Source organism: Streptomyces sp. NPDC058008 (assembly GCF_042886395.1).
Lineage (GTDB): Bacteria > Actinomycetota > Actinomycetes > Streptomycetales > Streptomycetaceae > Streptomyces.
Genome location: NZ_JBHVQX010000004.1, coordinates 51,054 through 64,530 on the forward strand (window position 1 = coordinate 51,054; position 13,477 = coordinate 64,530).

The 13,477-nt window shown below is 72.5% G+C and carries 8 protein-coding genes; 7 read left to right on the top strand and 1 reads right to left on the bottom strand.

The genetic code is table 11. From position 1 onward, the window contains the following. The first annotated feature begins 118 nt into the window (after positions 1 to 118). The 3 genes from ACFVS9_RS05235 to hflX all read left to right on the top strand — a co-directional run bounded on the left by ACFVS9_RS05235 (position 119) and on the right by hflX (position 5,515). Positions 119 to 2,263, top strand: a complete 2,145-nt coding sequence (locus ACFVS9_RS05235; RefSeq protein WP_389930154.1) for a RelA/SpoT family protein — start codon at positions 119 to 121, stop codon at positions 2,261 to 2,263. Between the two features lie 108 nt (positions 2,264 to 2,371). After that, a complete protein-coding gene (locus ACFVS9_RS05240) occupies positions 2,372 to 3,862 on the top strand; it encodes a M1 family metallopeptidase (protein WP_389930157.1) in 1,491 nt (496 codons plus the stop codon). A 132-nt stretch (positions 3,863 to 3,994) separates the two neighbouring features. Further along, the gene (hflX, locus tag ACFVS9_RS05245; protein ID WP_389930160.1) at positions 3,995 to 5,515 is read left to right on the top strand and encodes a GTPase HflX; all 1,521 of its coding nucleotides are present in this window, start codon (positions 3,995 to 3,997) and stop codon (positions 5,513 to 5,515) included. Positions 5,516 to 5,864: 349 nt separating this feature from the next. Here the strand turns inward: hflX and ACFVS9_RS05250 are convergent, their stop codons facing one another. Continuing rightward, on the bottom strand, positions 5,865 to 7,076 hold the full coding sequence (locus ACFVS9_RS05250) for a trypsin-like serine peptidase (RefSeq protein ID WP_389930163.1): 1,212 nt from the start codon (positions 7,074 to 7,076) through the stop codon (positions 5,865 to 5,867). 325 nt (positions 7,077 to 7,401) lie between these two features. Between ACFVS9_RS05250 and ACFVS9_RS05255 the strand changes: the two genes are divergently transcribed. Genes ACFVS9_RS05255 through ACFVS9_RS05270 form a run of 4 tightly spaced genes read left to right on the top strand, consistent with a single transcriptional unit; the run spans position 7,402 to position 13,447 of the window. Beyond that, positions 7,402 to 8,784 (top strand): diaminobutyrate--2-oxoglutarate transaminase family protein, encoded by a 1,383-nt coding sequence (locus ACFVS9_RS05255; RefSeq protein WP_389930166.1) that lies wholly within the window; start codon positions 7,402 to 7,404, stop codon positions 8,782 to 8,784. 27 nt (positions 8,785 to 8,811) lie between these two features. Further along, positions 8,812 to 10,734, top strand: a complete 1,923-nt coding sequence (locus ACFVS9_RS05260; RefSeq protein WP_389930168.1) for an IucA/IucC family protein — start codon at positions 8,812 to 8,814, stop codon at positions 10,732 to 10,734. Between the two features lie 31 nt (positions 10,735 to 10,765). After that, the gene (locus ACFVS9_RS05265) at positions 10,766 to 11,485 is read left to right on the top strand and encodes a GNAT family N-acetyltransferase (protein WP_383117159.1); all 720 of its coding nucleotides are present in this window, start codon (positions 10,766 to 10,768) and stop codon (positions 11,483 to 11,485) included. Positions 11,486 to 11,545: 60 nt separating this feature from the next. Next, positions 11,546 to 13,447: an IucA/IucC family protein gene (locus ACFVS9_RS05270; RefSeq protein WP_389930172.1), complete on the top strand. Its 1,902-nt coding sequence runs from the start codon at positions 11,546 to 11,548 to the stop codon at positions 13,445 to 13,447. The last annotated feature ends 30 nt before the right edge of the window (positions 13,448 to 13,477 follow it).

Genomic DNA, 13,477 nt, shown 5'->3' on the forward strand with positions numbered 1-13,477 from the left:
GTTTCACGCTGGGCGAGAGCTGTACTGCGCCACGTGGTGGGGTCGATAGCATCAAGCACCGGCCCTGGGGTGCATCCGCACTCCTCCACCGCCGGTCGACGTCGCCGGAGGTGCCCCCATGAGCGCAGAGGCCGCCAACCCAGGTGCTCCCCTTCGCAAGCGCGGTCGCGCACGGATCGATCTGCGCAGGCTGGGCAGGGTCGCCCTGCTCGGGCCGGTCTCCCGTGACCGGCTCCCCGACGCCATCGGGCACGTGGCGGACGCACACCGCGCGCACCATCCGGACGCCGATCTGGCCATCCTGAGCAAGGCCTACGTCCTGGCCGAGTCCTCCCACCGCGGACAGATGCGCAAGAGCGGCGAGCCCTACATCACCCATCCGCTCGCGGTCACCCTGATCCTCGCCGAACTCGGCGCCGAGACCACGACCCTGACGGCCTCCCTGCTCCACGACACGGTCGAGGACACCGAGGTGACGCTCGACCAGGTGCGGCAGGAGTTCGGCGACGAGGTCTGCTACCTGGTCGACGGGGTCACCAAGCTGGAGAAGGTCGACTACGGAGCGGCCGCCGAGCCCGAGACCTTCCGCAAGATGCTCGTCGCCACCGGCAACGACGTCCGCGTCATGTCGATCAAACTCGCCGACCGGCTGCACAACATGCGCACGCTCGGCGTCATGCGGCCCGAGAAGCAGGCCAGGATCGCCAAGGTCACCAGGGACGTGCTCATCCCGCTCGCCGAACGCCTCGGTGTACAGGCCCTCAAGACCGAGCTGGAGGACCTCGTCTTCGCGATCCTGCACCCGCAGGAGTACGCGCGGACCCAGGCCCTGATCTCCGCCCGGGACGGTGCGCAGGACCCGCTCACCGAGATCGCCGACGCCGTCAGGGCGACACTGCGGGAAGCCGGCATCAACGGCGAAGTGCTCATCAGACCACGCCACTTCGTCTCCGTGCACCGGGTGAGGATCAAACGCGGCGAGATGCGGGGCACCGACTTCGGACGGCTGCTGGTGCTGGTCGGGGAGGACGCCGACTGTTACGCCGTCCTGGGTGAACTGCACACCTGTTTCACGCCGGTGATCTCCGAGTTCAAGGACTTCATCGCGGCCCCCAAGTTCAACCTCTACCAGTCACTGCACACGGCGGTCGTCGGTCCCGAGGGCGCGGTCGCCGAAGTGCTCATCCGTACGCACCGGATGCACAAGGTCGCCGAGGCGGGCGTCGTCGCGCTCGGCAACCCGTACACCCAGGACGGCACCACCGCCGCGCACCTGGCGGAACCCGCGGACGGCGAGCGCGCCGACCCGACCAGGCCCGGCTGGCTCTCCCGACTCCTGGACTGGCAGGAGTCGGCGACGGACTCGGACACGTTCTGGGCCACACTCCGCGCCGATCTCGCACAGGACCGGGAGATCACCGTCTTCCGCACCGACGGCGGGACGCTCGGACTGCCCGCCGGAGCCAGCTGCGTGGACGCCGCCTACGCGCAGTACGGCGACGAGGCGCACGGCTGCATCGGAGCCCGCGTCAACGGCCGGCTGGCCACGCTCAGCACCGCGCTGAACGACGGCGACACCGTGCAGCTGCTGCTCGCCCAGGACGCCTCCTCCGGCCCCTCCCCGGAGTGGCTCGACCACGCGCGCACCCCCGCAGCCCGGATCGCGATCACCGCCTGGCTCGACGCCCATCCCGCCGGCCCGGCGGGACCCCACCGGAGCGGGCCCGACGCGCCCAGGCCGCAGGCCCAGCCCGAGGAGGCCCCCGGCAGCCGCGCCAGGACGGCGGGCGGCGACCCTTCCGTGGCCGTGGACACGCCGGGTGCCCAGGTCCGGCTCGCCGGCTGCTGCACCCCCGTCCCGCCCGACGCCATCGCCGGATTCACGGTGCGCGGAGGGGCGGTCACCGTGCACCGCGAGGAGTGCCCGGCGGTGGCCCGTATGCGGGCGATCGGACGGGCGGCCGTCGGGGCACGCTGGAACGCCCCGGACGACCGGCGCGGGACCGCCGACTACCGGGTCACCCTCGTCGCCGAGTCCTTCGGGCGCCCCCGGCTCCTGGCCGACCTCACCGAGGCCATCGCGACCGCGGACGCCGCCATCGTGTCGGCGACCGTCGAGCCGCCCAGCGAACAGCGCGTCCGCCACACCTACACGCTCCAGTTGCCGGACGCGGCGGGGCTGCCCGGCCTCATGCGGGCGATGCGCGACGTCCCCGGCGTGTACGACGTGAGCCGCGCCCAGCAGCCCGCCGCCACGGGCTGACCGCCCCGGATCCCGCCGCTCGCCGCTTGCCGCTGCCCGGCGACCCCGTTCGGGTGGTGCGGCGCGCGCCACCCCCGCGCGGACGGCGCGCGCTGGTAGCCGTAGTCCATGCCGCTCACCTCCCGCCGACTGCGCGCCGCCCTGCTCGCCACCGCGTCGGTCACCCTCGTCGCCGCCACCCTGCCCGCACCCGAACCGCTCGGCATCGGCGACCGCCTCTTCCCCCACCTGGGCAACCCGGGCTACGACGTCCTCTCGTACGACATCTCGCTCACCTACCGGGGCAGCAACACCGAGCCCCTCGACGCCGTCACCACCATCGACGCGCGGACCACCGGGCCCCTGGAACGGATCAACCTCGACTTCGCCCGGGGCACCGTCCGGTCCGTCGAGGTCGACGGAGTGAACTCGGAGTTCGCCTCCGCGGGTGAGGACCTCGTCGTCGAGCCGCCCTCGGGGCTCCCGGCGGGAGCGCCCGTGCGGATCACCGTCCGGCACACCAGCGACCCCATGGGCGACAAGGCCAACGGGGGCTGGGTCCGGACCGCCGACGGTCTCGCGATGGCGAACCAGGCCGATGCGGCCCACCGTGTCTTCCCCGGCAACGACCACCCCGCGGACAAGGCCTACTTCACCTTCCGGGTGACCGCGCCGAAGGAGTACACCGTCGTGGCCGGCGGCCTTCCCGCCGGGAAGCGGGACCACGGCGGCTCGACCACCTGGACCTACCGCACCGCGCACCCGATGGCGACGGAACTGGCCCAGGTGTCCATCGGCCGCTCCGCCGTCCTGCACCGCACCGGCCCGGACGGACTGCCGGTGCGTGACGTGGTGCCCGCGGCCGACCGTGCCGCGCTGGAGCCCTGGCTGAAGAAGACCCCGGCCCAGCTGGCCTGGATGGAGGAACAGGTCGGCCCGTACCCGTTCGAGACGTACGGACTCCTGGTCGCGGACACCGAGACGGGCTTCGAGCTGGAGACCCAGACCCTGTCCCTCTTCGAACGCTCGCTGTTCACCGGCAGCGGGTACCCCGAGTGGTACGTCGACTCGATCATGGTGCACGAGCTCGCCCACCAGTGGTTCGGCAACAGCGTCTCCCCCCGCGAGTGGTCCGATCTGTGGCTCAACGAGGGGCACGCCACCTGGTACGAGGCCCGCTACGCCGAGGAACACGCCCGGAAGCCGATGGAGCGGCGGATGCGCGAGGCCTACGCCCGGTCCGACGCCTGGCGCGCCGCCGGCGGCCCGCCCGCCCACCCCGACGCCCCCACCCGCGACCACAAGATCAGCCTGTTCAGGCCGGTCGTCTACGACGGGAGCGCGCTCGTCCTGTACGCGCTGCGCGCGGAGATCGGCGAGGCCGCGTTCGACCGCCTGGAGCGGATCTGGGTACGGGCCCACCGGAACGGCTCGGCCACCACCCGGCAGTTCACGGACCTGGCGTCGAGGGTCGCCGGACGGGACCTGACGGCGTTCTTCGACGGCTGGCTGTACGGGGAGAAGACCCCGCCGATGCCGGGACACCCGGACTGGCGCAGCGGGACGCCGGGGAACGCCGCAGGCGGACGGAGTCCCGCGCGCACGGCGAAACCGGAGTGACGGGCCGGGCGGGGACATGCCACTATCGACGCGTCGGCACGGCGGCCGGCCCGTGGATCGCCCCGTGGGAATCTTCCGGCGGGATCACACGTTGTGACTGACGTATCGGACTTCTATCGACGTAAGGATCCAATGACCTCCTCTTCCTCCCTTCCCCAGGACGCGCAGGACGCGCAGAGCGCCACGGAAACCGACTCCGAGAGCCTCACCGAGAGCCTTCGGGCCGACGCCCTGATGGAAGAGGACGTCGCCTGGAGCCACGAGATCGACGGAGAGCGGGACGGTGACCAGTTCGACCGTTCCGAGCGTGCGGCGCTGCGGCGCGTAGCGGGCCTCTCCACCGAGCTCGAGGACGTCACCGAGGTCGAGTACCGGCAGCTGCGCCTGGAGCGCGTGGTGCTCGTCGGTGTCTGGACGTCGGGGACCGTCCACGACGCGGAGATCTCCCTCGCGGAGCTCGCCGCTCTCGCCGAGACGGCGGGCGCACAGGTGCTCGACGCCGTGTTCCAGCGGCGGGACAAGCCCGACCCGGCCACCTACATCGGCTCCGGCAAGGCGCTGGAGCTCCGCGACATCGTGCTCGAATCCGGGGCCGACACCGTCGTCTGCGACGGTGAGCTCAGCCCCGGCCAGCTGATCCACCTGGAAGACGTCGTCAAGGTCAAGGTGGTCGACAGGACCGCCCTGATCCTCGACATCTTCGCCCAGCACGCCAAGTCCCGTGAGGGCAAGGCCCAGGTGTCGCTGGCCCAGATGCAGTACATGCTTCCGCGCCTGCGCGGCTGGGGCCAGTCCCTGTCGCGACAGATGGGCGGCGGCGGTTCCAGCGGCGGCGGCGGCATGGCCACCCGTGGTCCCGGTGAGACCAAGATCGAGACGGACCGGCGCCGGATCCGCGAGAAGATGGCGAAGATGCGCCGGGAGATCGCGGAGATGAAGACCGGCCGCGAGATCAAGCGCCAGGAACGCAAGCGCAACAAGGTGCCCTCGGTCGCGATCGCCGGTTACACCAACGCGGGCAAGTCCTCGCTGCTCAACCGGCTCACGGGCGCGGGCGTCCTCGTCGAGAACGCCCTGTTCGCGACCCTCGACCCGACCGTGCGCCGGGCGGAGACGCCGAGCGGCCGGATCTACACCCTGGCCGACACCGTCGGCTTCGTGCGGCACCTTCCCCACCACCTGGTCGAGGCCTTCCGCTCCACCATGGAGGAGGTCGGTGAATCCGACCTCATCCTGCACGTGGTGGACGGCTCCCACCCGGTGCCGGAGGAGCAGCTGGCCGCCGTACGGCAGGTGATCCGGGAGGTCGGCGCCGTCGACGTGCCCGAGGTCGTCGTGATCAACAAGGCGGACGCGGCTGACCCGCTCGTGCTGCAGCGCCTGCTGCGCACCGAGAAGCACGCCATCGCGGTGTCGGCGAGGACCGGCGCCGGTATCGACGAGCTGCTCGCGCTCATCGACGCGGAGCTGCCCCGGCCGTCCGTGGAGATCGAGGCGCTCGTGCCCTACACCCAGGGCGGACTCGTCTCCCGGGTGCACGCCGAGGGCGAGGTGCTCTCCGAGGAGCACACCGCGGAGGGCACGCTGCTCAAGGCGCGGGTCCACGAGGAACTCGGCGCGGACCTCGCCGTCTTCGTGCCGGCGACCCACTGACGCGGTAGACGCACAGGAGGCCGGGCCCCCCTCCGGGGAGGCCCGGCCTTTCGCGTGCGGCCGGCGCACGGGACCGAGCCCACGTCACGGGGGGACGGCTCCTTCCACGAGGAGCCGTGAAGGGTCCGCGCCTGCGCGGCGCCGCGGCCTGGGTGTCCGGTGCCTCCCGCCCCGCGCGTCTAGCGCCTCCCGGGGCGTGGATCGCGCGTCCCCGGTCCCCCGCCCCGCGCGTCCTGTGCCTCCACCGGTCCTCCGGTCCGGCCCGCGTGTCCCAGGAACGCGGCCCGTACGCCCCGGGAACGCCGTGGGCCCCGGTACGGAACGCCGTACCGGGGCCCACGCGCGTGGCCTACTGCCCCGCGTACTTCTTGCTGACGGCCTCGTACACGCTCCTGGCCTCCTCGCCCAGGCGCGGGCCGGCCAGCCAGCCCGCCGTCACCGGGCCGATGGAGGTGTTGGAGACCAGGGCGGGCTTGCCGTCCTGGCCCTTCGCGACCCAGCCGCCGCCGGACGAACCACCGGTCATCGTGCACCCGACGCGGTACATCGTCGGCTGCTGCTCGAAGACGGTCAGCCGGCCCGGCTTGTCGGTGCACCGCAGCGCCTTCTGGCCGTCGTAAGGCGGGGCCGCCGGATAGCCGGTCGCCGTCATGCTCTCGATCTGCGGGACGGCCGGGGCGTCGAAGTCGACCGGCAGGGCCGAACCGACGGTCTCCTCCAGGGACTTGCCCGACGAACCCTTCTCGGGAGCGACCTGCAGCACCGCGAAGTCGTACGGAGCGCCCTGGCCGCCGGTCGCGGCCCCCTGGCTGATCCACTCGTCCGAGGTCTGCGCCCACTGGCCCCACCACACGCCGTACGGAGCGATCTCCTCCTTGGACGCGCTCTCCAGCCGGGCTGCCGACATGCCGCTGTCGTTGTACGACGGGACGAAGGCGATGTTGCGGTACCAGCCGCCCTTCTTGCCCGCGTGCACACAGTGCCCGGCCGTCCAGACCATGTTGGACCTGCCCGGGCGGGCCGGGTCCTGCACCACGGTCGCCGAGCAGACCATCGACCCCTCGGGACCGTCGAACAGGAGCTTGCCCGAGGCCGGCGCGCTGTCGTGGTACGGAGTCCCGAGAGCCGCCGCCTCGACCGGGACCGGGGTCGGGTCCGTCACGCCCTCGTCGCCCGATATGTCGTTGTCGACGGGGTTCTCCGGGGGCTTGTCGGCCTCCCGCATCCGGTCCGGGTCCCAGAGGTCCTCGATGATGGGGTTGACGTAGTCCTTGGCCTCACGCAGCCAGGTGTCCTTGTCCCAGTTCTTCCACTCGCCGCCCCTCCACTTGTCGAGGTCGATCCCGTGCTCCTTGAGCCGGTCCTTGAGATCGTCCGGGATGGTGACCTTCCCGTCGGAGGTCTGGCCGGTGGAAGCGCCCGGCTCGCCCATCGCGTCGTCATCCTCCGGCCCGCAGGCGGTCGCGGTGAGCGTCAGGACAGCCGCGAGGGCGGCTGCGGCGAACACCCGGGGGGCGCGACGCGCGCTCCTCCCGAGGTGTGCGGTGTCGGTCGGGCGCATGGGTCGCATCTGGAGATCCCCCTGGGACTTCGTCACTGACTTCGTTGCCGCACAACGGACTTGGGGTGTCCGGTACGGAACCGGGGGCCGTCCACCGATCGGAGCGGCGGCCCGCCCCGTCCCGCGTGCGGCCCCTACTATGCCGGTGCCCAGGGGGACGGTGCGCGGCAGGGCCACGGTTCCGCCCGCGCAAGGATCTTCCGATTTACCCGTGATCTTCCGCGCCCCCCGTCGTTGGTACGTACGGGGGACCTCCGGACGGCGTTCACCGGTGTGGTCCGCCCCTACGCGCGGGGCAGCTCTACAGCGGGAGGACCGAACAGCCGTGGCCGTGACCGAACCAGCTCCGGTGGAACTCCCCCCTGCGCACGAGGGGATCCTGAGGCGCCAGGCGCTCCGTGAGTCCGCGGCCCGCACCTACGCGCGGTCCCTGCCGATCGTGCCGGTGCGCGCACGGGGCATGACCATCGAGGGCGCCGACGGCCGGCGTTACCTCGACTGTCTGTCAGGAGCGGGCACCCTGGCCCTCGGTCACAACCACCCCGTGGTGCTCGAGGCCATCAGAAAGGTCATCGACTCCGGCGCACCGCTGCACGTGCTCGACCTGGCCACCCCCGTCAAGGACGCCTTCACCACCGAGCTGTTCGCCACCCTGCCCCGGGAGCTGGCCGGGAACGCCCGGATCCAGTTCTGCGGCCCGGCGGGCACGGACGCCGTCGAGGCCGCGTTCAAGCTGGTCCGGGCGGCGAGCGGACGCACGGAACTCCTCGCCTTCACCGGCGCGTACCACGGGATGACCGCCGGCGCCCTGGCCGCGTCCGGGGGCGCCCCGGACGTACGGGTGACGCGGCTGCCCTTCCCGCAGGACTACCGCTGCCCCTTCGGGGTCGGCGGCGAGCGGGGCGCCGACATCGCCGCGCGCTGGACGCGGTCCCTCCTGGACGACCCCAAGGGCGGAGTGCCGGCCCCGGCCGCCATGATCGTCGAACCGGTCCAGGGCGAGGGCGGGGTGAATCCCGCTCCGGACGGCTGGATGCGCCGGATGCGCGAGATCACCCAGGAGCGTTCCATCGCCCTGATCGCGGACGAGGTGCAGACCGGAGTCGGCAGGACCGGCACCTTCTGGGCGATCGAGCACAGCGGTATCGTGCCCGACGTGATGGTGCTCTCGAAAGCCATCGGGGGTTCGCTGCCCCTGGCGGTGGTCGTCTACCGCTCCGAGCTCGACCTCTGGCAGCCCGGCGCCCACGCGGGCACCTTCCGGGGCAACCAGCTCGCCATGGCGGCCGGCGCGGCGACGCTCGCGTACGTACGGGAGAACCGCCTCGCCGAACGCGCCGGCACGCTGGGCGCGCGCATGCTCGCCGGCCTCCGGTCGCTGAGCGCGGAGCATCCGAGTGCCGGAGACGTCCGGGGCCGCGGCCTGATGCTCGGCCTCGAGCTCGTCGACCCCGAGGCCGAACCGCGTACAGGTGACGGCTCCGCTCCGCCGCCCGATCCCGCACTCGCCGCCGCGGTGCAGCAGGAATGCCTGCGCCGGGGCCTCATCGTCGAACTCGGCGGTCGCCACGGCGCCGTGGTCCGGCTGCTCCCTCCCCTCACCCTCAGCGACGAACAGGCGACGGCGGTCGTCGACCGCCTCGCCGACGCGCTGGGAGCGGCCGAGCGTTCTCCGTACCGCCGGACCGCTGCCGGGCCGACCCCCTGATCCGGACCCCTCACAAGGAAGACCGCCGTGAATCCCACCCCTGCGCCCGAGGCCGACGGCCCTCCCACCAGCCACCAGCGAGGACATGACCTGCCGGAAGGCCCCCTCGCGGTCGAGTCGACGACCGTCCCGCGCCAGAAGGCCGGACCGCACGGCCCCCCGCGCGCCGCGGCGGGCACCCACCCGGGCGCCGCCCCGGCGGACCGCCCGGTCCGCACGGAGCAGGACCCGCTGGACCATCCGGATCCGCTCCGGGCCGCGGACTCGGCCGGTACGGAGAACCTGCTGCGCTGCTGGACCAGGGAGAACGACCTGCCCCGCCCGCAGGGAAGCACCCTGCGCATCCCCCTCCCCGCGAGCGGCACGGCCCTCACCGTGCCCGTCGCCCACTGGTCCGCCACCGGATGGCACCGCTTCGGGACGCCCGCCCTGGAGAACGCGCCCGCCGGCGCCCCGGGCGTCGACGCCGTCACCGTGGCCGCGCTGCTGAGCCGCGAGAGCGAACGGAACACCGGGGTCGACCTGGTGGCCAGGGTGGCCGACTCCGTGCGGCACACGGCGGCATTCATCGCGGAACGGCGCCGCACCCCCACCGCCCCGTCCGAGGCCGACCTCTTCCTGACCGCCGAGCAGTCCCTCGTCCTTGGCCACCCGCTGCACCCCACGCCCAAGAGCCGCGAAGGCCTTTCCGAGTCGGAGACACTGCTCTACTCGCCCGAGCTGCGCGGATCCTTCCCGCTGCACTGGATGGCCGTCGACCGCTCGGTGCTGGCCACGGAGTCGTCGTGGACCAGGGCGGGCAGGCCGGTCCCGGCGGAGGCGCTCCTGGCACCCCACGCCGAGGGGCTGCGGCTCCCCGACGGGACCGCGGCCCTCCCGCTGCACCCCTGGCAGGCCGCGGAGGTCCTGCGCAGGCCCGAGGTCGTCGCGATGTGCGAGAAGGGACTCCTGCACGACCTCGGCCCGCACGGCGAACCCTGGCACCCCACGTCCTCCGTGCGCACCGTGCACCGTCCCGGTTCCGACCTCATGCTGAAGCTGTCCCTGGGCGTACGGATCACCAACTCCCGCCGGGAGAACCTCCGTAAGGAACTGCACCGCGGGGCGGAGGTCCACCGGCTGCTGCGCACCGGCCTGGCCGACCGGTGGCGGGAGGCCCACCCGGGCTTCGACATCGTGCGGGACCCCGCGTGGCTGGCCGTCGACCACCCGGACGGCGGGCCGGTCACCGGCCTCGACGTGGTGCTGCGGCACAACCCGTTCGGCCCGGCCGACGACGCGGTGTGCATCGCGGGACTCACCGCCCCCCGCCCGTGGCCCGGCCGTCCGGGCACCCACTCGCGGCTCGCCGACACCGTCTCCTCGCTGGCCGCCCGCACGGGCAGGACGACCGGGGCGGTGTGCGCCGAGTGGTTCCTGCGCTACCTCGACCGGGTCGTCCTCCCCGTCCTCTGGCTCGACGGCCACGCGGGCGTCGCCCTGGAGGCCCACCAGCAGAACACGCTCGTCCTCCTCGACGCGGACGGCTGGCCCGTCGGCGGCAGGTACCGCGACAACCAGGGCTACTACTTCCGGGAGTCCCGCCGGTCCGCGCTCGAAAGCCGGCTGCCGGGCATCGGCACCCTCAGCGACACCTTCGTCCCGGACGCCGTCACCGACGAGCGGCTCGCCTACTACCTCGGCATCAACAACGTGTTCGGGCTGATCGGCGCCTTCGGCGCGCAGCGGCTCGCCGACGAACAGCTGCTGCTCGCCGCGTTCCGCCGCTTCCTCGAAGGCGCCGTCCCGCTGGGCTCCTCCCTGCCCGCCTACCTGCTGGAAACCGAGCACCTGCGCTGCAAGGCCAACCTGCTGACGCGGATGCACGGACTGGACGAACTCGTCGGGCCGGTCGACACCCAGTCCGTGTACGTCTCCATCGCCAACCCGCTCCGCAGCGACACGGCATGACCGTCTGACCCCACGAGAGGAGAGCGTCACGGTGCATCAAGCCGATGCCCGCACCGGGTCCGGTGCCGCCCCGCCCGCCGCCACCGGCACCGAGGACACCCTGGAGCTGCGGCTCACCGAGGAACTCCTCGCCCTGCTCGGTGACGTTCCCGCGGTGGCGGCCCCGGAGACCGACGCCTCCGCTCCGGTCGGCGACCCCGGCGGATGGAGCCCGGTCACCACCCCCGCCGGGGTGTTCCAACTCGTCACGGTGAAGCCCGAACGCGATCTGGCGGTGATCAGCCGCTGGATGAACGACCCCGCGGTCGCCGCCTTCTGGGAGCTCGCCGGACCGGAGGCGGTCACCGCGGACCACCTCGGCCGGCAGCTCACCGGGGACGGCCGCAGCGTCCCCTGCCTGGGCGTCCTCGACGGCACTCCCATGAGCTACTGGGAGATCTACCGCGCCGATCTGGACCCGCTGGCCCGTCACTACCCCTCCCGGCCGCACGACATGGGGGTCCACCTCCTCATCGGGGGCGTGGGCAACCGCGGCCGGGGCATCGGCACCGTCCTGCTCAGGGCGGTCGCCGATCTCGTCCTCGGCAACCGCCCGCTGTGCGGGCGGGTCGTCGCGGAGCCGGACCTGCGCAACACCCCTTCCGTGTCCGCCTTCCTGAGCGCGGGCTTCCGTTTCTGCGCCGAAGTCGACCTTCCCGACAAGCGGGCCGCCCTGATGGTCCGCGACCGAGCCCACCGCGAACACCTGTGAACGACGTGCCGCACCGTACAGCCCGCTCGAACCCCATCGGTCCCACCCGGAGGAGTCCCCGTGCCGACATATCCCGTGACCCATCAGCCGACGGAGTCCCATACGCCGTTCGACACACCGGAACTCGACCGGACCGCCTGGAACAGGGTGTCGGCGAGGCTGCTCGCCAAGATGCTCGGTGAGTTCGCCTACGAGGAAGTCATCGAGCCCGTCCCCCGGAGCGACGCCGGGGCGGGGCGGTCCGGTGAGTACACCGTCCCGCTCGACGACGGGGCCGCGCTGAGCTTCCGCGCCGGCCGGGGCGTCTACGGCAGCTGGCGCGTCGACCCCGCGACGATCCGGGAGATCCCCCGCGACGATGACGGGGACGGGGGCGGTGACGCGGGGGACGGGAGCGACGGCGCCGGTCATGGGAGAGCCCAGGGCACCCCCTTCCACGACCCGCTGGGATTCCTCGCCCGGGGCCGCCACCTCCTCGGACTCGACGGCCCCACGCTCGGCCACCTCATCCGTGAGCTCACCGCCACCCTCACCGCCGACGCCCGACTCGACCGCACCGCACTCCGCGCGGCCCAGCTCGCCGAACTCCCCTACGCCGAGCTCGAAGGCCATCAGACCGGACATCCCTGGCTCGTGGCGAACAAGGGCCGCATCGGGTTCTCCGCCGCCGACGCCGCCCGCTTCACCCCGGAAGCCCGCTCGGCCACCACACTGCCCTGGATCGCCGTCAGCACACGCATAGCCCACTTCCGGGGAGTGGGCCGGGTCGCCACCCCCGAAGACCTCTACGGCCAGGAACTCGACCCGAGTGTGCGGGAGTCCTTCACCGCCCTCCTGCGTGAGCGCGGGCTCGACCCCGCCGGCTACCTCCTCCTCCCCGTGCACCCGTGGCAGTGGGACGAGTGGATCCTCCCGCTCTTCGCCCCCGCCATCGCGGACGGCGACATCGTGCCCCTGCACGCCGACGGCGACCTGCGGCTGCCGCAGCAGTCCATCCGCACCTTCAGCAATGTGGGGCGGCCCGACCGGCACTCGGTCAAGCTGCCCCTGTCGATCCTCAACACCCTCGTCTGGCGGGGCCTGCCGACCGAGCGCACGCTCGCCGCCCCGGCCGTCACCGCCTGGGTCCAGTCCCTCTGCGAGGGCGATCCGTTCCTCAGCGACACCTGCGGCGTCATCCTCCTCGGGGAGGTCGCCTCGGTGGCCGTCGAGCACCCGCTCTACGACCACCTCCCGGAATCTCCGTACCAGTTCAAGGAGATCCTCGGCGCCATCTGGCGCGAGCCCCTCCAGCCACGGCTCGCCCCGGGCGAACGCGCCCGTACGCTGGCCTCGCTGCTGCACACCGACCCGGACGGCCGCTCCTTCACCGCCGAACTCGTCGCCCGCTCGGGGCTGACCCCGGCCGCCTGGCTGACCAGGCTCTTCGCGGCGCTGCTCCCGCCGCTGCTGCACTTCCTGTACCGCTACGGCACGGTCTTCTCCCCGCACGGCGAGAACGCCATCGTCGTCTTCGACGAGCACGACGTACCCGCACGCCTCGCGATCAAGGACTTCGTCGACGACGTGAACGTCAGCGCCCTGCCGCTGCCCGAGCACGACTCGATGACCCCGGAGGTCCGCGGCATCCTGCTCACCGAGAACCCCGCCTTCCTGACCCAGTTCATCCACTCGGGTCTCTTCGTGGGCGTGTTCCGCTATCTGTCGCCGCTCTGCGAGGAGCAACTGGGCGTGCCGGAGGGTGAATTCTGGTCACTCGTCCGTGCCGAGATCCTGCGGCACCACATGCGCTTCCCGGACCTCAAGGAGCGGTTCGAGATCTTCGACATGCTGACGCCGACGATCGAGCGCCTGTGCCTCAACCGGAACCGTCTGCATCTGGACGGCTACCGCGACCGGCCGGAGCGCCCGCACGCCGCCGTCCACGGCGCCGTACCCAACCCGCTCCACGCCTCCACGTGAGTCCGGGAGCGATCGATGTTGTCAGTGGGG

What these genes read in the sequence shown, in the direction of transcription:
- ACFVS9_RS05235 (WP_389930154.1), top strand. Translation starts at nt 119, where the DNA reads ATGAGCGCAGAGGCCGCCAACCCAGGTGCTCCCCTTCGCAAGCGCGGT.
- ACFVS9_RS05240 (WP_389930157.1), top strand. Translation starts at nt 2,372, where the DNA reads ATGCCGCTCACCTCCCGCCGACTGCGCGCCGCCCTGCTCGCCACCGCG.
- hflX (WP_389930160.1), top strand. Translation starts at nt 3,995, where the DNA reads ATGACCTCCTCTTCCTCCCTTCCCCAGGACGCGCAGGACGCGCAGAGC.
- ACFVS9_RS05250 (WP_389930163.1), bottom strand. Translation starts at nt 7,076, where the DNA reads ATGCGCCCGACCGACACCGCACACCTCGGGAGGAGCGCGCGTCGCGCC.